The sequence below is a fragment of the Variovorax sp. V93 genome, from assembly GCF_041154485.1.
GTDB lineage: Bacteria > Pseudomonadota > Gammaproteobacteria > Burkholderiales > Burkholderiaceae_C > Variovorax > Variovorax beijingensis_A.
On record NZ_AP028669.1, the window covers coordinates 635,785 to 655,465 of the forward strand.

The window sequence follows — 19,681 nt, forward strand, 5'->3', positions numbered from 1 at the left end:
CCGGCCCCGGAAAGCAAACACGCCAAGCAATACAAAAAGGAGCCAGTCAATGACCGAAGCTCCAGGAACCAGTATGCCCCCAGAAGACGACCGCACCCGCGTCATGTCGAGGCCCGCCCAGTCCGCGAGCAACGAGACCGAGACCGACACCGCCGCCACCGTCATTACATCCGGCTCCACAAGCCTCTCCAATGCGCCTGCAGCCTCCGCTGCAGAAACCAGCGAAGCCGGCCTCCTCCCCGTAGGCAGCCGCCTCGCAGAATTCGAGATCACCAGAGTCGTCGGCCAGGGCGGCTTCGGCGTGGTCTACGAAGCCTGGGACCACACGCTGGAACGCGTGGTGGCGATCAAGGAATACCTGCCGACTTCGCTGTCGACAAGGCAGCAGGACGGAACAGTGGTCCCCCTGTCGGAGCGCCACCGCGAAACCTTCGACCTCGGCATGCGCAGCTTCATCAACGAAGCCCGCCTGCTCGCGCAGTTCGACCATCCCTCGCTGCTGAAGGTCTACCGCTTCTGGCAGGAGCGCGGCACCACCTACATGGTGATGCCGTTCTACCGCGGCGACACGCTGCGCCAGGCGCTGGTCTCCATTCCCGCGGGGGTGGACGAGGCCTGGCTGATCCGCATCATGGACGGCGTGACGCAGGCGCTGGCGGTGATGCACGGCGCCAACTGCTACCACCGCGACATCGCGCCCGACAACATCATCCTGCTCGAAGGCTCCGGCCGGCCGGTGGTGCTCGACTTCGGCGCCGCGCGTCGCGTGATCACCGACAAGACGCAGGCGATCACCGTCATCCTCAAGCCGGGCTACGCGCCCATCGAGCAGTACGCCGAGATGCCCGACATGTCGCAGGGCGCGTGGACCGACGTCTACGCGCTCGCGGCGGTGATGCACGTGGCCGTCTGCGGACGCGCGCCGCCGCCGTCGGTGGCGCGGCTTTTGTCCGACAGCTACGTGCCGCTCGCGGGCAACGACATCCTGCGCCAGCGCTACAGCCTGCGTTTGCTGCAGGCGATCGACGCGGGCCTGGGCGTGCGGCCCGAGTCGCGGCCGCAGTCGATGGCCGAGTTCCGCGCCGCGCTCGACCTGGAGGTGGGCCACAGCATCGCGCCGCCGCCGCGCACCACGCCCGGCGGCTCGGGTGCGCGCGGCACCGGCAACGCCGACCTGCCGACGACGATCGGACGCGGCAAGGCATCACCCGCACCGGCACCTGCTCCGGGCGTGGGCGCCGGCGGAAAGAACAACGGCAAGGCCCTGGCCGCGATCGCCTCGGTGGCCGTGCTGGCCGCCGCCGGTGGCGGCTGGTGGTGGTACCAGGGCCGCACGACCGCGGGCGCGGAAGGGGACAACAACAGCGGCAAGCAGGTCGCCGTTGCACCGCCGCCGCCGCCCGAGCCGCGCGTGGTCCAGGCGCCGCCGCCGCCACCGCCTCCTCCCCCGCCGGCGCCCCGCACGCCGCTCGAATCGCTGCAGTCGCTCGCGGCCGGCGCCGCGCCGGGCTTCGACGTGACGGCCGCGCCAAAGAAGCCCGAGGTGTCGATCGGCAAGGACAAGCTGGCCTTCGAGGTCCGCAGCAAGCGCGAGGGCTTCGTCTACGTGTTCCTGCTGTCCAGCGGCGGCGAGATGTTCCTGCTGTTCCCGAACCTGCTCGACAAGTACAACAAGATCACCGCCGGCAGCCCGCTCTCGCTGCCGCGCGCCTCCTGGCCGATGGATGCGGGCGGCCCGGCCGGCACCAACCAGTTCGCGGTGCTCGTGAGCCAGCACGAGCGCGACTTCAGCGCCTCGGGCGTGCAGAACGACGGCGTGTTTCCGCAGTTTCCGCTGCCCGTGCTGGCGGCGCTCGAAGCCAGCCGCGGCACGGGTCCTTCGCCTTTGCTGGGCAAGCCGGTCTGCGCGCCCAGCACCCCGTGCAACGACGTCTACGGCGTCGCGAATTTCAAAATCGTCGAGAAGTAATCGTCTGCAGAGCGTTGGCCCGATGGGCCGTTCTTTTCGGACAAGGAGGCTTTCATGAACACACCACAGTCGCCGGTCTTCACTACCGCCCTGCGCTGGGCCGCTGCCGCTGCCGCCGTGATTGCCGCGGGCTGCGCCGGCACGCCGCCGGCCGCGACCTCCGGTGCCGCCGCCGCAGACATGGCGGCCGGACAGTCGACAGCCGCAACGCCGCCACCACCACGACCGGCCGCCTCGAACACCGCCGGCCAGGCGCGCACCTTCTCGACCCAGCTGGCCACCTACACATCGGTCAGCTTCGATGCCGTGCCCGGCTGGGCGCGCGACGACTTCTCCGAAAGCTGGCCGGCCTTCCTCGGCAGCTGCAAGGTGCTCACCGGCCGCGGCGCCGAGTGGAAGGAGGTGTGCGCGCGCGCCCTGCGCGTCGACAGCAAGAACAACAGCGCGATCCGCGCCTTCTTCGAGCAGGAGTTCTCGGCCTACCAGATCCGCGACGACGACCGCAAGCCCGATGGCGTGGTCACCGGCTACTTCGAGCCCGAGATCCCGGGCAGCCGGCAGTACGCGGCGCCGTTCATCTACCCGGTCTACGGGCAGCCCGAGGACATGCTGTTTGCCGACGCGCGCAAGCTGCCGGCCGGCAACGGCACGGTGGCGGCGCGGGTCGAGGGCCGCAACGTGGTGGTGCAGACCGGCCTCAGCACGCGCGACATGGGCGCGCCGGGGCTCTATGCGCTCGACCTCTCCGGCATCACGCGCGACACGCTCGACCGCAAGGTCCGCCTGCGCATCGAAGGCAAGCAGCTGCTGCCCTACTACACGCGCGAAGAGATCGAGACCAAGGGCGCGCCCAATGCGCGCGTGCTGGCCTTCGTGAGCAGCGCCACCGCGCTCTACGAGATGCAGATCCAGGGCTCGGGCCGCATCAAGCTGGCCAACGGCGACATCATCCGCGTGGCCTATGCCGAGCAGAACGGCCAGCCCTTCCGTCCCACGCTGGCGCAGGCGGCCAACGGCAAGCCGCGCAGTCCGGTCAAGGTGCGCGGCTCGTCCATCGAACTGCAGCTCGACGACGGCGACGAGGACGACGACGTCGGCGACACCTCGACCAGCACCATCCGCACGCGCGGCTTCACGCTTGCGCGGCCCACCGCCAGCGGCGCGGTGCTGGTGCCGGGGCGGCGCACGGCCGGGCCGGTGATCGGCTCGGGCATCAAGGACCCGAGCTACGTGTTCTTCAAGGAGTCGCCCTCGCCCTCGGGCGGGCCGGTGGGCGCGTTCGGCGTGCCGCTGTCGGCGGGCCGCTCGATCGCGGTGGACCCGCGCAGCACGCCGCTCGGCTACCCGGTGTTCGTCTCCACGCGTGCACCCGGCACCGGTGCACCGATGCAGCGGCTGACCATTGCGCAGGACACCGGCGGCGCGATCCGCGGCGCGGTGCGGGCCGACTACTTCTTCGGCAACGGCCAGCAGGCCGCGAACAACGCGCGCCGCATGAAGGAGCGCGGCCAGCTCTGGATCCTGCTGCCGCGCGGCCTGGCCGTGGCCACGGCGGCGGTGTCCTCGGCCATCCGCACGCGCGGCGGCCCGGCGGGCGCCGGCCTGCCGCAGTGCCTGGTGCCGACCGAAGGCGTATGCGTGGACGACTGATCGACTCGGGTCTTCAACCATGGGCGCGACAGGGCTTGTTCGGGAAACACCGCGGAACCGGCTTTGCCGGGCCGCTGGTGTTGCCCCCTGCAAGGGGGTGCGAGAAGCGACACGAAGTGCGCGAAGCCTGGGAGTGAGCCAATGATCGAAACGCTGTCGTCCGCGGAAAGCACCGAGCTCGTGCGCCTCTGGCGTCGCCGGCAGACGCTGTCCCCCGACGACATGGGCACCATGTACCGCATCGTCGGCAATGCGCTCGTGGCCTGCAACCCGCCCGAGCTCCAGGTGCTGGGCGAGGGCCGGCAGGAGCTGGTGGCGCAGTTCATCTACGTGAAGGTGCTGCGGCTCGATGCCGATCCCGACGAGGCCGACGAGCGCGCGGGCCACAGCGCACCCTCCAGCGCCTTTGCGCTGTGCGCCTACTTCCGCCGCTACCTGATCGACTGCACGCGCGCCAGCGCATTCCGGCGCAAGCTCTCGATCGGCGACCAGGTGAGCGAAGCGCAGCTCGAAGACGCGCTGGGCGCCGGTGAAGACCTCGATGGCTGCCTCGCGGAGCACGGCCTGAGCGCCGGCGCGGTGCAGCTGGCCGCGCGCGCTTTCATTGCCGAACTGCCCGAACCCGAGCGCATCCTGCTGTGCGAGGGCTTCGGCAAGGAGGCCGAGGGCGGCCTCTCGGGCATCGCCTCGCGCCACGCCATCGCCTCCTACCACTACCGCGCGGGCCGGCTGGGCCTGGTGCACAAGCGCGAGGGCCTCACCGCCGACTACGCCAGGACCCGCCTGGGCGGCTGGATCCAGCAGACCCTGGGCATTGCGATCGAGCCCGACAACATGGCGGCGATCCTGCAGGTTTTCAAAATCCTCGGTGCTGAAGCGTCTTATGCCTGAAGACATAGCCATTCAGGAACAGACCGCCATGAACACCGACCTCTGGCCCCCGCTCAGCGTGATCCGAAGCGCGCTCCAGGCCGCGGGCGCCGCGCCTGCGATGCCTGGCATGTCCGGCGCACCCGGCCAGGAAGCCGCCGTGGCGGCCGTCGCGATGCCCGGTGCCGCACCCCATGTCGCGCCGCAGGGCACCGCGGCTGCGCCGCCGCGCGCGGTGCTCGATCTCGTGCTTCCGCTCACCGAATTGGCCCGGCGCCGCGAGGCTGTCGCCCAGCGCGCCTTCAGTGCGCGCTGGGCGCCGGGCCGCCTCGTGAGCGTGGTGCACGAAGGGCGGCTGCTCGGCGTGCTGCTCGACCGCTGCATCCACGGCAACCTTTGGCAGGGCTGGATGGCCGCGGGCGAGGCCGACTGGGCCGGGCCTTTCGACGTGCTGCTCGAGCCCGACGACGAGCCCTTCGAACCGGCTTTCGGCCTGGTGCAGGCCTGGAACATGCTCACGCTCGAACCGAGCCCGCAGCTGTGCGCGCGCGTGCTTGGCGAAGTCTCGGCGACCCGGCTCGCCGCGATCCGCGCGGTGCATGACGAATGGGCCGCGCAGGCGCCGCTGGCCATCGCGCCCGAGCCCGGCCGCATCGCGCTGCGCACCGTGGGCGGCGTGTTCTCGGTGCTGTCCGGCACGCCGCTCGGTGCGCAGGACCCGCGCGCCGACTACCAGGCGCTGTACCGCGCGGCCGGCCTGCAGCTGAGCCCGGCGCGTGTGCAGTCCCCCGGCGCGACGCCGGCCACCGCACCGGCTTTCCCGCGCGCCCGGCCGCAGGAGCGGCCCGAGGGCGGCTGGTGGGGCAGCATCCGGCACTGGTTCGGTTCCGGCGGATGGCTGCGTCCCGCATTTGCGGTACTGGCGCTGTTTGCGGTGGTGCAGAACGCCGGCCTGCTCGGCAGCCGGGATGCGGAACAGGACGATGTGCGCTTTCGTGCCGTGCCCGCAGCGCCCGCTGCAACACAGGCCAACCTGGTGGTGCGCTGGAAAGACGGCGTGCGCGTCGACGAGGCCGACCGGCTCCTGCAGGCGGTGCCGGCCGAGGTGGTCGGCGGCCCGGGTGCGAACGGCGTCTGGCGGCTGCGCGCGGCCGATCCGGTCGGCGGCCTTGCGGTGCTCGCGGCATCGCCACTGGTCGAATCGGCCGGGCCCGCGACGGAACGGCCATGACGTTCACGCTGCGTCCGCTTTTCTCCCTCCCCCGCCGGGGGAGGGCAGGGGCGGGGGCAGGCGGCGAATCCATCGGGCGCTCTGCCCGCCCCCATCCCAGCCTTCCCCCGGCGGGGGAAGGAGCAACGCCATCGCGCTTGTCGCGCGTGCTGCCGGTGCTGGCACTGATCGCGTTCGCCGGCAGCGCCTTCGCCACCCAGCGCGCGCTGCTCGTCGGCGTCTCCGAGCTCGTCAACCAGCCGCAGTCGCTCTGGCTGCAGGCGCCGCGCAACGACGTGATGCTGATGCGCGATGCCTTGCTGAAGCAGGGCTTTGCGGCATCCGACATCACCGTGCTCGCCGACGGCGTGGGCGGCGCGGTGCTGCCCGAATCGCAGGCCATCCACGATGCGCTCGGCCGGCTGCTCGCGCAATCGAGAAGCGGCGACTTCGTGCTGCTCTACTTCTCGGGCCACGGCACCCGCCTGCGCGACACCAGCAAGCTTTACCAGGAGCCCGACGGCCTTTCGGAAAACTTTCTCGCACGCGATGTGCGCGGCACGCTCGGCAGCGACGGCGCGCTCACGGGCGACCTGCGCGATGCCGATTTCGATGCCTGGATCCAGGCCTTCCTGGCACGCAACGTGTTCGTCGCCTCCGTCTTCGATACCTGCTCGGCAAACTCGATGACCCGCAGCAGCACGGCCGAGAGCCCGCTCGTTGCCGAAGGGCCGGCCGACGACGAGGTGCGCTGGCGCGGGCTGCGCATCGGCCAGCTGATCGGCGCATCCGGTCCGGCCGCGCGCGCCGCCGTGGCGCGGCCTGCCGCGGCCGAGCCGGTGCCGCGCGCGCGCTATGTCGCGCTCTTCGCTTCCGAGAGCCACCAGATCACGCCCGAGCTGCGCCTGCCGCGCAAGAGCCGCAACGCGCGCCCGCAGGGCCTCTTGACCTGGGCCGTGGTGGAGGCGCTCTCGCGCAGGCCCGCCACCTGGCGTGACCTGTTCGACGGCGTGCTCGCGAGCTATCCGCCGGTGATCGACGAACTCGCGCAGCGCTTTCCCACGCGCGAGCTGCCATCGCCGGTGGCCGAGGGCAACCTCGATGCGCCGATCTTCGCCAACCGCGCACAGCCGGTTTCGACGCGGCCGGTCTGGCGCGCGCAGCGCTCCGGCGACACGCTGGTCCTGCAGGCCGGCCAGCTCGACGGCCTGGTGGCGCAGCAGCCGCTGCGCGTGCTGGCCACGATGGAAGACGGCACGGTGCGCAGCGCCGAGGGCCTGCTCCTGCAGGCCTACACCGACAAGGCGCGCATGGCCGTGCCGCCCGCGCTGCGCGAGCTGTCCGGCGCCGCGCTCTGGAACATCACGCCGCTCGGCGAGCCGGCTTCGGTCGCGCTGCGCGTGCGCGCGGAGCAGGGCTTGCCGCCCGGGCTGAGTCTCGACTACCCCGCCTCGGTCGTCGCCGTGGCCGAGGCGGACGGCGCCGACGTGCACTGGAGCGCCACCCGGCTCGAAGTGCTCTCGGCCGCGCTCGGCGCAGGCGCAAGGGCGCTGCCGGCCGATTCCGCAGCCGCCCGCCGGCATCTCGAAATGCTGGCCCGGCTCAAGTGGCTCAACCAGCTCTACACCATTGCCAGGGATGCGCAGTTCGATGGCTTCGAGGCGCTGTTCGAAGTGTGGAACGGCGATCGCCTGGTGCGCAGCGGTCCGGCCCGGCAGGCCGGCGCCGGGCTGCTGCCGCTGCGCGGCGGCGAGCGCGCCGTGCTCAACGTGCGCAACACCACCGGGCGCTCGGTGGACCTAGTCGTCGTCGGCATCGATCCGCAGGGCGGCGCGCGCCAGGTCTATCCCGGCGACCCGGGCGAGACCAACCGCTTCAAGCGCGGCACGCGCGACGCGCCCGCCGTCAAGCGCTTCGAGCTGCCCTGGTTCAACGCCGAAGGCGGCCGGCTGCTGGTGCTGGCCGCGCCGGCAACGCCCTACAGCGCGCCGCGCCTGTTCGGCGCGGGCACGGCCGACGGAGTGGCCCAGGTGCGGGTGCGCGGCGCCCTGCAGCCGGACAGCGAACGGCAGAGCTTTGCCGCGATGGTGCATTGGGCGGGCGAAGCCTTGCCCGCCAGGTAACGACAGACAACCGGATTTTTTTCAGGAGATCGACATGAGCTGGACCTACGATGGAAAACTGGACCCCGACGAGGCCCTGCGCCTGCTCGACTACCTGTCGGGCGAATCGGGCAACGACTTCGCGATGATGATCGAGAGCAAGGGTTCGCCGATCGAAGGGGAGTCCAAGCGCACGTACGAGGACGGCAAGCAGCGCATGGACATCGGCGGCTATTCGTACAAGTCCGACGTCGTCGTGCCGCCCGGCTCCAGCAAGGGCAAGCTGCGCAACCATGCCTTCATCGTGATCCGCGACTGCGATGCGGCCACGGCCTCCATCGCGAGCCTGCTGAAGAGCCAGGACAGCGACCTGAAGGTGACCATCTCCGTTTTCAAGGCCGGCGGCGACAGCTCGAAAGACCTGCAGTCGCACCTCGAGTTCGTGCTCGAGGGCGCGCGCGTGAACTGCCATGCCATCGTCACCGGCGGCACGCCCAAGCGGCCCTGCGACATCATCTTCTTCGACTACACGAAGCTGGAGATCCGTTCGGCGCCGCAGCAGCAGACGGGCGCGCGGGGAGCCGTGCGCACCTGCACCTTCGCGGGGAACTGACATGGCCACCTCCGCTGAACTCCTCAAGTCCGCCGACCCTGCCGCCGCGCTCAAGGCCCTGAGCGACGAGGTCCGCGCCAGGCCCGCCGACAGCAAGCACCGCGTCTTCATGGCGCAGCTGCTGTGCGTGCTGGGCCAGTGGGAACGCGCGCTCAACCAGCTCACCGTCGCGGCCGAGCTCGATGCGCTTGCCGTTCCCATGAAGCAGGTGTACGGCGACGCCGTGCGCTGCGAAGGCCTGCGCGCCGAGGTGTTTGCCGGCACGCGCACGCCGATGGTCTTCGGCCAGCCCGACGAATGGCTGGCGCTGCTGATCGAATCGCTGCTGCGCCAGGGCCGCGGCGAGAACGAACTCGCCGAAGACCTTCGCCAGCGGGCCTTCGACGGCGCACCTGCCATCGCCGGCACCATCGACGGTGCGCCCTTCGAATGGCTGGCCGATGCCGACATGCGCCTGGGCCCCGTGCTCGAAGCCTTCGTCAACGGCAAGTACTACTGGATTCCCTATGCCCGGCTCGCGCACATCAAGATCGATCCGCCCGAGGACCTGCGCGACTGCGTCTGGATGCCCGCGCACCTGCAGTTCGAGAACGGCGGCGAGACGCTGGCGCTCATTCCCACCCGCTACGAAGGCACCGAGAAGAGCCAGGACGGCGAGCTGCTTCTCGCGCGCAAGACCGAGTGGCGCGAACTGCGCCCCGAGGTCTGGGCCGGCTGCGGCCAGCGCGTGCTCGGCAGCGATGCCGGCGAATACGCGCTCATGGACGTGCGCGAGATCCTCTTCGAAAGCCAGGGCGCATAGCCATGGCCGAACTCACCGCCCAGGAACGCCTGCAGCCGTCGCTGCTCGACCGCCTGGTGGACGACGCGCCCACCGAGAAGCGCGAGAGCGACGACAAGCGCACGCTCACCAAGCAGGCGCTGCGCTCGGCCGTGCTGCGCGACCTGAGCTGGCTCTTCAACGCCACCGGCTTCGGGCTGGCCATGGACGACAGGCAATACCCGAACGCGGCGCGCTCGGTCATCAACTACGGATTGCCTATGCTGTCTGGCCAGTTCACCTCGTCGGTGCAGCGTGTCAGCATGGAACAGGCTTTGAAGAACGCAATCCTGCAGTTCGAGCCGCGCATTTTGTCCCGCACTCTCGAAGTTGAACTCGTCATGGAAGGCTCGGCACTCGACTCGCACAACAGCATCGGCCTGCAGATCCGCGGCATGCTGTGGGCGCAGCCCGTGCCGCTCGAGTTCCTGATGCGAAGCCGCGTAGACCTGGAAGAAGGACGCATCGAGATCGTGGACATGGCGCAAAACCCAAGGTGAGTCCGACATGGACCCTCGGCTGCTGAACCTGTATGAACAGGAACTGCGCTATTTCCGCGAGAGCTCCTCGGAGTTCGCGCGCGCCTTTCCGAAGATCGCGCACCGCCTGGGCATCGAAGGCCAGGAGGTCGCCGATCCGTACGTCGAGCGGCTGATCGAGGCCACGGCCTTCCTGTCGGCGCGCGTCAATCTCAAGCTCGACGCCGAATACCCGCGCTTCACGGGCCACCTGCTCGATATCGTCTATCCGAATTTCCTCGCGCCCACGCCGGCGATGGCGGTCGTCTCGTTCTCGCCCGATCTCGACGACGCCAACCTCGCGACCGGTCCGAAGCTGCCGCGCGGCGCCGGGCTGCGCGCGCGCCAGGCCGTGGGCCAGAACACGCATTGCGAGTTCCGCACGGCGAGCGCATTGCGCATCTGGCCGGTCGAGGTGCGGCGCGCCCAGTACTTCACCTATGCGCCCGATCTGCCGCTCGCCACGCACCCCCAGTCCCGTGCCATCCGCGGCGGCCTGCGCATCATGCTGCATGCGACGGCGGGGCTCAACTTCAGCCAGATCGCGCTCGACGAGCTGGTGCTGCACCTGGGCGGCGCCGAAGACGTGGCCTGGCAGCTGCAGGAGTGCGCGCTGGGCCAGCCCATCGGCGTGATGGTGCGGCCGCTGTCGCCCACCGGCGCCTTGCAGGGCGCCGCGCAGAGCCTGCCGGCCACGGCGATCCAGCCGGTCGGCTTCGAGGACGACGAGGCGCTGCTGCCGGTCACGGCCACCGGCTTCTCGGGCTTTCGCCTGCTGCAGGAGTACTTCGCGTTTCCACAGCGCTTCCAGTTCCTGCGCATCGCCGGGCTGCAATCGGTGCTCTCGGCGATGCCGGTCGCCGAGGTCGAGCTCGTGCTGCTGTTCTCGCGCGGCGATGCGGCGCTCGAAAAGCTGGTGAGCGCCGACAACGTGCAGCTGCACTGCGTGCCGGTGGTCAACCTGTTCAACAAGCGGCTCGACCGCGTGCCGCTGACCGAAGGCGTGAGCCAGTTCCACCTGGTGCCCGACCGCACGCGGCCGCAGGACTTCGAGGTGCACACCGTCACCGAGGTGATCGGCCATGGCGCGCCCGGTGCCGATGCCACGGCGGCCGAGCAGGTGTTCCGGCCGTTCTATTCGGCCTTCCATGGCACGCGGCACAGCCACCCGGCCTACTTCACGACCACGCGCGAGCCGCGCATGCTGTCGGTGCGCCAGCGCACCGAGGGCCATCGCAGCAGCCACATCGGCTCCGAGGTCTACATGCAGATCGTCGATCCGCAGCAAGCGCCGTACGCCGCCACGCTGCGGCAGCTCGCGGTGACGGCCATGTGCACCAACCGCGACCTGCCGCTGCTGATGCCGCTGGGCCGCGACAACGACTTCGATTGCGTCGATTCCTTCCCCGTGCAGCGCGTGCGCATGGTGCGCGGCCCGTCGCGGCCGGTGTCGCCGGTGGTGAGCCAGGGGCTGGGCTGGCGGGTGGTCGATCACCTGGCGCTCAACTACCTCTCGATCTCCGACAGCACGCCGGAACAGGGCGCCGCCGCCTTGCGCGAAACGCTGATGCTCTATGCCACGCACGCCGACGAGATGCGCCAGGGCCAGGTGCGCGGGCTGCTCTCGGTGAAAGCCAAGCCCGTGGCGCGCCGCCTGCCGCTCAAGGGGCCGATCGCCTTCGGGCGCGGGCTCGAGGTGACGCTCGAGGTCGACAAGGACGCATTCCACGGCCACAGCGTGTTCCTGTTCGGCGCGGTGATGGCGCGCTTTCTCGCGCGCCACGTGGAGGTCAACCATTTCGTCGAGACCGTGCTGCGCGTGGCGGGCAAGGGCGAGACCATGCGATGGAGGCCGCTGTGCGGGACCCGGCAGATTCTGTAGCCGGGAGAGTCGACACCGCGCTGCGCGGGTGGTCGGCCGAGCCGTGGTCCTTCGACTACTTCGCGGTGCTGCGCCGGCTGGAGTCGGTGGCCGCGACCACGCCGCGCTGGGGCCGCGCATTGCTGCCGAGCGCGGAGCCGGTGCGCGTGGGGCAGGAGCCGTCGCTGTCGTTCGCGCCGGCCAGCTTCAGCCGCTTCGAGCCGGCAAGCACGCATTCGCCGCCGCGCCTGCGCCAGCATTTCTTCAGCTATGTCGGGCCCAACGGTCCGCTGCCGGTTCATTTGAGCGACTTCATCCGCGAGCGCAGCCTGAACCATGGCGATCCGACCTGGCTGGCCTTTCTCGACAGCTTCCTGCACCGCTTCTCGCTGCACTTCTATCGCGCATGGGCGCAGGCGCGGCCCGCGGTGGCGCTCGACCGGCCGGGCGAGGACCGCTTCCGCCTGCAGGTCGGCGCCTTCGTGGGCATTGGCACGCCGGGGCGCATCGAGCGCGACGAGGTGCACGACGATGCGCGCCTGCATTTCTCGGGCTGGCTCGCGCGCCGCGTGCACAACGCAGAGAGCGTGGAATCCGTGCTGAGCAGCTATTTCGGCGTGCCGGTGAAGCTCGAGCGCTGGGTCGGCCACTGGATGAGCCTGCCCGCCGGCGAGCTCACGCGGCTGGGGCAGGGCGAGAGGTCGCGCTCGATGGGCATGGGCGCGATGCTCGGCATGCGCGCGTGGGACCGGCAGCACCGCGTGCGCCTGCACATCGGCCCGCTCACGCTCGCGCAGTACCGCATGTTTCTGCCGATCGGCAATGCGCAGCCGGTGCTGCAGCGCTGGATGCAGCAGCTGCTCGGCGACGAATTCGAATGGGACGCCGAGCTGGCGCTCGAGAAGGCCGAGGTACCCGCCACGCGCCTCGGCCAGGCCAAAGGCAGCGCGCCGCGCCTGGGCTGGGTCTCGTGGCTCGGACAGCGCACGCGCGCGAAGGACGCGGCGGACGTGCGCATCGGCAGCCGCCCGATGAGCGCCCGTACCGCCCGGGCCACCGTGGGAGCCGCCGCATGACGACGACGCCAGCGTACCCGGACACGATGACGCACGCGGCCGCGCTGGCGCAAGCCGCGGCCCTGGTCAAGGCGCAGCAGCTGGACGCGGCGGACGAATTGCTCGACCGCCTCCTGGAGGCCGCGCCGGCCGACCCCGACGCCCTGCACTACCGGGGCTTGCTGCGCCATGCGCAAGGCCGCAGCGACGAGAGCATCGCGCTGATCGGACGGTCGCTCACGCTGCAACCCGCGCAGAGCGGCGCCTGGAACAACCTGGGCAACCTGCTGGTCGAGGCCGGCCGCATCGACGATGCAATGCGCGCCTACGGCAACAGCGTCTCCTTCGCAAAAGGAGGCGACGAGGGCGCCGATGCGCTGAGCAACATCGCATCGCTCGAACGCCGCAAGGGCCACTGGCAAGCCGCCGAGCGTTTCAGCCGCCAGGCGATCGAACTGCGGCCGGAATTCAGCGAGGCCTGGTACAACCTGTCGATCGCGCTGATGGAACAGGGGCGCATCCATGAGAGCGTCATTGCCAACAGCCGTGCGGTGCTGCTGCAGCCGCGCAACCTGAGCGCCCGCTCGCAGGTGATTCGCGCGCTGGAACTGCTCGGCGAGCATGAGCAGGCCCTCGGCATGTACCGGGAATGGCTGGCCGAAGATCCAGGCAATCCCGTGGTCACGCATCTGCTGGCCGCCTGCGAGGGGCATGCGCCCGCGCGCGCCAGCGACGGCTATGTGGAGACCGTGTTCGACAGCTACGCCGGAAGCTTCGACGCCAGCCTGGAGAAGCTGCACTACCGCGCGCCCGAGCTGGTGGCGCAGGCGGTGCAGGAAATGCATGGCGCGCCGGCCGCGAGTCTGGCGGTGGTCGATGCCGGCTGCGGCACCGGACTCTGCGCGCCGCTGCTGCGGCCCTGGGCCGCGCACCTGGCCGGTTGCGACCTGTCGGTCGGCATGCTGCAGCGCGCCGAGCAACGCGGCGGCTACGACGTGCTGCACAAGGCCGAGCTCACCCACTACCTGCAGACCCAACCCGGCCGCTTCGACCTGGTGGTGTCGGCTGACACGCTGTGCTACTTCGGCGACCTGCACGAGGTGCTGGCAGCCGCCGCGCGCGCGCTGCGCCCGGCAGGCGGGGTGGTGTTCACGGTCGAGGCCATGCCCGGGGGCCAGGACGACTTCAGGCTCGAAGGCAGCGGCCGCTACCGCCATGCGGCCGCGCATCTCGACGCCTGCCTTGCGGCCGCCGGTTTCGGTGCCGTGCGCATCGAGCCGATCGTCCCGCGCCGCGAAGCGGGGCAGGACGTGCAGGGATGGCTGGCGAGCGCAAGGCTTTCTGCGCATTGACGCCGGATACGGATCGTCGAACTTCGAATTTACCGGCATGAATCGTCTTCAACAGATACGGAGTCTTCCATGAGTGAAATCAGTCGCACCGCCCTTTTCGGCAAGCTCAACTCGCTGGCCTACAAGGCCATCGAAGGCGCCACGGTGTTCTGCAAGATGCGGGGCAATCCGTACGTGGAACTGGAGCACTGGTTCGCCCAGCTGCTGCAGGCGCAGGACTCCGACCTGCACCGCGTGATCCAGCACTACGGGCTCGACGTGTCCGTCATCGCCAAGGACATGACGGCCGCGCTCGACCGCCTGCCGCGCGGCGCCACCGCGATCAGCGACTTCTCCCCGCACATCGAGAACGCCATCGAGCGCGCCTGGACCTATGCCACGCTGCAGTTCGGCGAGGCGCAGGTGCGCACCGGCTACCTCCTGGTGGGCATGCTGAAGACGCAGAGCCTGCGCAATCCGCTGTTCGGTTTGTCGAAGCAGTTCGAGAAGGTCAAGGTCGAGGACCTGGCCGACAACTTCGCGAAGATCTGCGACGCCTCGCCCGAATCGCAGATGCGCGCGCAGGACGGCACCGGCATGGGCAGCGGCGCTCCGGGCGAGGACAGCGGCGCCATGGCGCCCGCCGCCATGGGCAAGGGCGATGCGCTCAAGAAGTTCGCGGTCGACCTCACCGAGAAGGCGAAGAAAGGCGAGATGGACCCGATCACCGGGCGCGACGAGGAGATCCGCCAGATCGTCGACATCCTGATGCGCCGCCGCCAGAACAATCCGCTGCTCACAGGCGAGGCCGGCGTCGGCAAGACGGCCGTGGTCGAAGGCTTCGCGCAGCGCCTGGCGCGCGGCGACGTACCGCCGCAGCTGAAGGATGTGAAGCTGCTCACGCTCGACATCGGCCTGCTGCAGGCCGGCGCGAGCATGAAGGGCGAGTTCGAGCAGCGCCTGCGCCAGGTGATCGACGAGGTGCAGGCATCGCCCACGCCCATCATTCTCTTCATCGACGAGATCCATACGCTGGTGGGCGCGGGCGGCGCGGCCGGCACCGGCGATGCGGCCAACCTGCTGAAGCCGGCGCTGGCGCGCGGCAACCTGCGCACCATCGGCGCCACCACCTGGGCCGAGTACAAGAAGTACATCGAGAAAGACCCGGCGCTGACGCGGCGCTTCCAGGTCGTGCAGGTGCCCGAGCCCGACGAGGTCAAGGCCATCCTGATGCTGCGCGGCGTGGCCAGCGTGCTCGAGAAGCACCACCGCGTGCAGCTGCTCGACGAGGCCATCGAGGCAGCCGTGAAGCTGAGCCACCGCTACATTCCCGCGCGCCAGTTGCCCGACAAGGCCGTGAGCCTGCTGGACACGGCCTGCGCCCGCGTGGCCGTGTCGCAGCATGCGACGCCTCCCGAGGTGGAGGACTGCATGCGCCGCATCGAGGGGCTCACGGTCGAGCAGGAGATCATCGGCCGCGAGGAAGCCATCGGCATCGACGTGACCAAGCGCGCTGCGCAGGTGTCGGCGCTGCTGGCCGAGTCGAAGGTGCAGCTCGAGGCGCTCAATGCGCGCTGGCAGGAGGAGAAGGGCTTGGTCGACCGGCTGCTGGAATTGCGCAGCAAATTGCGCGCGGGGAGCAAGCCGGTGGACACTGCTTCCGCCGAGGGCGATGCGAAAGCCGATGTGCCCCCATCCCAGCCCTCCCCCGGCGGGGGAGGGAGCGAAGACCGGGCTGCGCTGCTTGAAGAACTGCATGCGCTGCAGGCAAAGATCCATGCGGTGCAGGGCGAATCGCCGCTGATCCTGCCCTCGGTCGACGAGCAGGCCGTGGCCTCGGTGGTGGCCGACTGGACCGGCATTCCCGTCGGCCGCATGGTCAAGAACGAAGTCGAGGCGGTGCTCAAGCTCGCCGACACGCTGAACCAGCGCGTCATCGGCCAGAAGCACGGCCTCGAGATGATCGCGCGCCGCATTCAAACGTCTCGCGCGCGGCTGGACAACCCGCAAAAGCCCATCGGCGTGTTCATGCTCTGCGGCACCTCGGGCGTGGGCAAGACCGAGACCGCGCTGGCGCTGGCCGAGGCGCTCTACGGCGGCGAGCAGAACATCATCACCATCAACATGAGCGAGTTCCAGGAGGCGCACACCGTCTCCACGCTCAAGGGCGCGCCGCCGGGCTACGTGGGCTACGGCGAGGGCGGCATCCTGACCGAGGCCGTGCGCCGCCGGCCCTACAGCGTGGTGCTGCTCGACGAGGTGGAAAAAGCCCACCCCGACGTGCACGAGATCTTCTTCCAGGTGTTCGACAAGGGCTGGATGGAAGACGGCGAGGGCCGCATGATCGACTTCAAGAACACGATCATCCTGCTGACCACCAACGCCGGCAGCGAGCTCGTGATGAGCATGTGCCGCGACCCGGAGCTGCTGCCCGACTCCAACGCGCTGGCCGATGCACTCAAGGCGCCGCTGATGAAGGTGTTCCCACCCGCGCTGCTGGGCCGCATCGTCACCATTCCCTACTACCCGCTGTCGCCCGAGATGATGAAGAAGATCGTGCGGCTGCAGCTGGGCCGCATCAAGAAGCGCGTGGAAACCAACCACGGCGTGCCCTTCGAGTACAGCGACGCGGTGGTCGACCAGGTGGTTGCGCGCTGCCAGGACCCGGAGTCCGGCGGGCGCGTGATCGACGCGATCCTGACGAACACCGTGCTGCCGACGATTTCGGTCGAATACCTGCAGCGTCTGGCGTCGGGCGGCGAGATTCGCCGCGTGGCGCTCGACGTGAAGGATGCCGACTTCACCTACGCCTTCGACTGAGCCGCTTCCACCTTCAAGAGAAAAAGAATGGCCGACCACGAGTTCCGCATCGAGACAGATTCACCCGCCAAGGACGACCTGATGTTCTGGCGCATCGTGGGCCACGAGGCGCTGGCGCGTCCCTCGGCCTACGAGCTCACGGTGCTGTCGAAGAGCAAGGCGCTCGATGCCAAGGACATCCTCGGCCGTGCCTTCGACGTGGTCATCCAGTTCCAGGACAAGGACGGCGGCGTGCACGAGCGCCACTGCCAGGGCCACGCGGTGCGCTTCGTCCGGGCCGGGCATGTGGGCCGGCATTTCGAATACCGCATCACGCTGCGCTCGTGGTTCTGGCTGCTCACCAAGCGCACCAACTCGCGCATCCTGCAGGACAAGAAGGTGCTCGAGGTGCTCGACGCGGTCTTTGAAGACAGCCCGATCAAGCGCTTCAAGAAGACCAAGGCCGGCAACGTCATCGGAACGCACAACCCGCGGCGCTATTGCGTGCAGCACCAGGAGAGCGACTACCGCTTCCTCTCCCGTCTGCTGGAGGACGAGGGCATCTATTACTGGTTCGACGCGCACGACGCGCCGGGCACCATGCACCTGTCGGATGCGAGCGACCTGGCCCACGAGAAGCTGCCGGTGGAAGGCACCTTGCGCTACATGCCCAGCGACGCCAGCGAAGCGCGCCACAACGAGATTTCGCGCTGGGTGAGCTCGCGCCAGTTCGACACCGGCAAGCAGGCCTCGCGCGACAGCGATTTCAAGGCGATCAAGAAGAAGCTGGGCGCCGTCATCGATGCGAAGGACGATCACGAGCTCGCCGATTTCGAGGAGTTCGAGTTCCCGGGCGGCTACTTCACCGGCGATGACGGCGAGAACCGGACCAAGCTGCGCGGCGAGGAACTCAATGCGCGCCGCGACCGCCACTGGGCGCTGACCTCCTGGCCCGACGTGACGGCCGGCCGCAGCTTCAAGTTCGAAGGCGATCCCGACGGCACGCGCAACGGCGAGTACGTGATCGCGGCCTGCACCTTCATGGCAAGCCACCCCGGCTATGAAAGCGTGGGCGCCGGCGCGGCCGTTTCGCAGGATGTGCACTCGGCGCTGGCCGACGTGCTGCAGGACGATGCGGTGAACGCTGACACGCTGCAGGTGCTGGAAGACCTGATCGCCAGCACGCCGATGCTCAACGCGTCGCAGCCGGGCACCAGCGCCTTCCTGATCACCGCGATACCGATGGAGCGCGCCTACCGGCCGCCGCGCCTCACGCCGCGCGTGACCATGCCCGGTCCGCAGACCGCCATCGTGGTCGGCCCCGCCGGCGATGAGCTGCACGTGGACGACCATGGCCGCGTGAAGGTGCACTTCCACTGGGACCGCTACGACGAGAGCAACGAGAAGTCGACCTGCTGGGTGCGCGTGTCGCAGCCCTGGGGCGGCAAGGGCTGGGGCGGGTATTTCATCCCGCGCATCGGCCAGGAGGTGATCGTCGACTTCATCAACGGCGACCCCGACCGTCCGATCATCGTCGGGCGGGTCTACAACGACGACCAGCCCATTCCCTACAAGTCGCCCACGCAGAGCGGCTTCAAGACCCGCTCCACGCCCGGCGGCGGTCCCGCGAACTACAACGAGATCATGTTCGAGGACAAGAAGGGCGAGGAGAACATCAACATCCATGCCGAGCTGGACATGAGCCGCAGCGTGGAGAGGGATGACTCGACCACGGTGGACCGCGACCAGACGGTGACGGTCAAGCGCGACCAGACGAACCACGTGGACCGCGACCGCAAGAGCACAGTGACGCGCAACGACACCAACATGGTGGTGGTCAACCAGAAGAACACGGTCAAGGGCAACCAGAACAACCAGGTGGTGGGCAACCGCGAGACCTTCGTCGACAGCAACGACACGTTGACGGTGGCCGGCACCCGCACCACCGACGTGACTGGTGCACGCAGCGACACCTCGCGTGCCGGCGAAACGCGCAATGTCATCGGCAACCAGACCATCAGCGTCACCGGCAATGTGACCTACAAGGCCGCGAAGATGAGCTTCGAGGCCGGCCACATCGACTGGCTGGTGACCGGCGCCAGCAGCAAGTACATCACCGTTCCCACCGGGCCGCTGGGGTTGATGGCCAACAAGATCAAGCTCATGAGCAACACCGGCATCGAGATGATGGCGGCGGGCAACATCGATGCGACCTCGGTCGGATCGAACACCACGGTGCTGGGGCCCAACACCAGCGGCTACATCGGCAACAACAGCGAAGCCAACATCGGCATGGCGCGATCGACCTTCATGGGACTGAGCATCGATAACGCGCTGGCGCTCGCCATCTCGAACTTTGCCGGCGTGGCGATCGAGAACACGCTCGGCATCAAGCTGGTGAACTGCGTCGCGCCCGAGATCGAATCGGTGGGGATGGACTTCAAGCAGGCGCCGCTGCACACCTTCACGCCAGGGGTAGGCGCGGGCGCCGCGGCTGGAGCAGCCGCGGCCGGCGTGCTGGGTGCGGTGGCGGGCGCTGCGACTGCCTTCAAGGACGTGAAAGCCACCCTCAAGCAGTATGCCGACGCGGCCAAGGCGCTCGACGAAGCCGCAGCCGAGGCACTCGACCAGAAGTTGCCGGGTCTCGCGGGCCGCCTGTCTTCGCTGGCGGGCGCGACGCGCAACCGGCGCATCGAAGGCATCATCGGCGCGATCCCGGTGGTGGGCACGGTGGCCGTCGCGGCGGCTGAAGGCATCATCGAACACGAGGGCATGAAGACCACGGCCGAGCAGACCGCAGACCTTGCCAAGACGCGAAACGCGGACGACACGGCAGCGCCTCCCCCACCGCCCGAAGACGACTGACCAGGCAGCGCGCACGCA

The 19,681-nt window shown here is 69.3% G+C and carries 13 protein-coding genes; all 13 read left to right on the plus strand.

All coding sequences use genetic code 11. The annotated features are described in order from the left end of the window. The first annotated feature begins 73 nt into the window (after positions 1 to 73). Positions 74 to 1,969: a protein kinase gene (locus ACAM54_RS02840; protein WP_369649772.1), complete on the plus strand. Its 1,896-nt coding sequence runs from the start codon at positions 74 to 76 to the stop codon at positions 1,967 to 1,969. A gap of 54 nt (positions 1,970 to 2,023) precedes the next feature. Then, positions 2,024 to 3,619: a murein transglycosylase A gene (locus ACAM54_RS02845; RefSeq protein ID WP_369649773.1), complete on the plus strand. Its 1,596-nt coding sequence runs from the start codon at positions 2,024 to 2,026 to the stop codon at positions 3,617 to 3,619. Positions 3,620 to 3,760: 141 nt separating this feature from the next. Then, complete coding sequence (locus tag ACAM54_RS02850; protein ID WP_369649774.1) at positions 3,761 to 4,510, plus strand: hypothetical protein; 750 nt, start codon at positions 3,761 to 3,763, stop codon at positions 4,508 to 4,510. Between the two features lie 28 nt (positions 4,511 to 4,538). Beyond that, positions 4,539 to 5,720, plus strand: a complete 1,182-nt coding sequence (locus tag ACAM54_RS02855) for a hypothetical protein (RefSeq protein WP_369649775.1) — start codon at positions 4,539 to 4,541, stop codon at positions 5,718 to 5,720. Between the two features lie 146 nt (positions 5,721 to 5,866). Next, positions 5,867 to 7,822, plus strand: a complete 1,956-nt coding sequence (locus ACAM54_RS02860) for a caspase family protein (protein ID WP_369650939.1) — start codon at positions 5,867 to 5,869, stop codon at positions 7,820 to 7,822. Positions 7,823 to 7,856: 34 nt separating this feature from the next. Then, positions 7,857 to 8,414, plus strand: coding sequence for a type VI secretion system tube protein Hcp (locus tag ACAM54_RS02865; protein WP_145742452.1), 558 nt, complete (start codon positions 7,857 to 7,859; stop codon positions 8,412 to 8,414). Position 8,415: 1 nt separating this feature from the next. Next, positions 8,416 to 9,216, plus strand: a complete 801-nt coding sequence (locus tag ACAM54_RS02870) for a type VI secretion system accessory protein TagJ (protein WP_145742450.1) — start codon at positions 8,416 to 8,418, stop codon at positions 9,214 to 9,216. 2 nt (positions 9,217 to 9,218) lie between these two features. After that, positions 9,219 to 9,734 carry a type VI secretion system baseplate subunit TssE gene (gene tssE, locus ACAM54_RS02875; protein WP_145742449.1) on the plus strand — a complete coding sequence of 172 codons (516 nt, stop codon included), beginning with the start codon at positions 9,219 to 9,221 and terminating at the stop codon, positions 9,732 to 9,734. A gap of 7 nt (positions 9,735 to 9,741) precedes the next feature. Beyond that, positions 9,742 to 11,634: a type VI secretion system baseplate subunit TssF gene (gene tssF / locus ACAM54_RS02880; RefSeq protein WP_369649776.1), complete on the plus strand. Its 1,893-nt coding sequence runs from the start codon at positions 9,742 to 9,744 to the stop codon at positions 11,632 to 11,634. Further along, positions 11,610 to 12,689, plus strand: coding sequence for a type VI secretion system baseplate subunit TssG (gene tssG / locus ACAM54_RS02885; RefSeq protein WP_369649777.1), 1,080 nt, complete (start codon positions 11,610 to 11,612; stop codon positions 12,687 to 12,689). Before tssF ends, tssG begins: the two co-directional genes overlap by 25 nt. Continuing rightward, positions 12,686 to 14,020 (plus strand): methyltransferase domain-containing protein, encoded by a 1,335-nt coding sequence (locus ACAM54_RS02890; protein WP_369649778.1) that lies wholly within the window; start codon positions 12,686 to 12,688, stop codon positions 14,018 to 14,020. Before tssG ends, ACAM54_RS02890 begins: the two co-directional genes overlap by 4 nt. Before the next feature lie 69 nt (positions 14,021 to 14,089). Next, positions 14,090 to 16,819 carry a type VI secretion system ATPase TssH gene (tssH, locus tag ACAM54_RS02895; protein ID WP_369649779.1) on the plus strand — a complete coding sequence of 910 codons (2,730 nt, stop codon included), beginning with the start codon at positions 14,090 to 14,092 and terminating at the stop codon, positions 16,817 to 16,819. A 27-nt stretch (positions 16,820 to 16,846) separates the two neighbouring features. Further along, positions 16,847 to 19,663 (plus strand): type VI secretion system Vgr family protein, encoded by a 2,817-nt coding sequence (locus ACAM54_RS02900; RefSeq protein WP_369649780.1) that lies wholly within the window; start codon positions 16,847 to 16,849, stop codon positions 19,661 to 19,663. Positions 19,664 to 19,681 lie beyond the last annotated feature (18 nt).

Excerpts from the sequence above, each read along its gene's own strand:
- ACAM54_RS02855 (WP_369649775.1), top strand. The coding sequence starts at position 4,539 with ATGAACACCGACCTCTGGCCCCCGCTCAGCGTGATCCGAAGCGCGCTC.
- ACAM54_RS02890 (WP_369649778.1), top strand. The coding sequence starts at position 12,686 with ATGACGACGACGCCAGCGTACCCGGACACGATGACGCACGCGGCCGCG.
- ACAM54_RS02845 (WP_369649773.1), top strand. The coding sequence starts at position 2,024 with ATGAACACACCACAGTCGCCGGTCTTCACTACCGCCCTGCGCTGGGCC.
- tssF (WP_369649776.1), top strand. The coding sequence starts at position 9,742 with ATGGACCCTCGGCTGCTGAACCTGTATGAACAGGAACTGCGCTATTTC.
- tssE (WP_145742449.1), top strand. The coding sequence starts at position 9,219 with ATGGCCGAACTCACCGCCCAGGAACGCCTGCAGCCGTCGCTGCTCGAC.
- tssH (WP_369649779.1), top strand. The coding sequence starts at position 14,090 with ATGAGTGAAATCAGTCGCACCGCCCTTTTCGGCAAGCTCAACTCGCTG.
- ACAM54_RS02865 (WP_145742452.1), top strand. The coding sequence starts at position 7,857 with ATGAGCTGGACCTACGATGGAAAACTGGACCCCGACGAGGCCCTGCGC.
- ACAM54_RS02850 (WP_369649774.1), top strand. The coding sequence starts at position 3,761 with ATGATCGAAACGCTGTCGTCCGCGGAAAGCACCGAGCTCGTGCGCCTC.
- ACAM54_RS02840 (WP_369649772.1), top strand. The coding sequence starts at position 74 with ATGCCCCCAGAAGACGACCGCACCCGCGTCATGTCGAGGCCCGCCCAG.
- ACAM54_RS02900 (WP_369649780.1), top strand. The coding sequence starts at position 16,847 with ATGGCCGACCACGAGTTCCGCATCGAGACAGATTCACCCGCCAAGGAC.
- ACAM54_RS02870 (WP_145742450.1), top strand. The coding sequence starts at position 8,416 with ATGGCCACCTCCGCTGAACTCCTCAAGTCCGCCGACCCTGCCGCCGCG.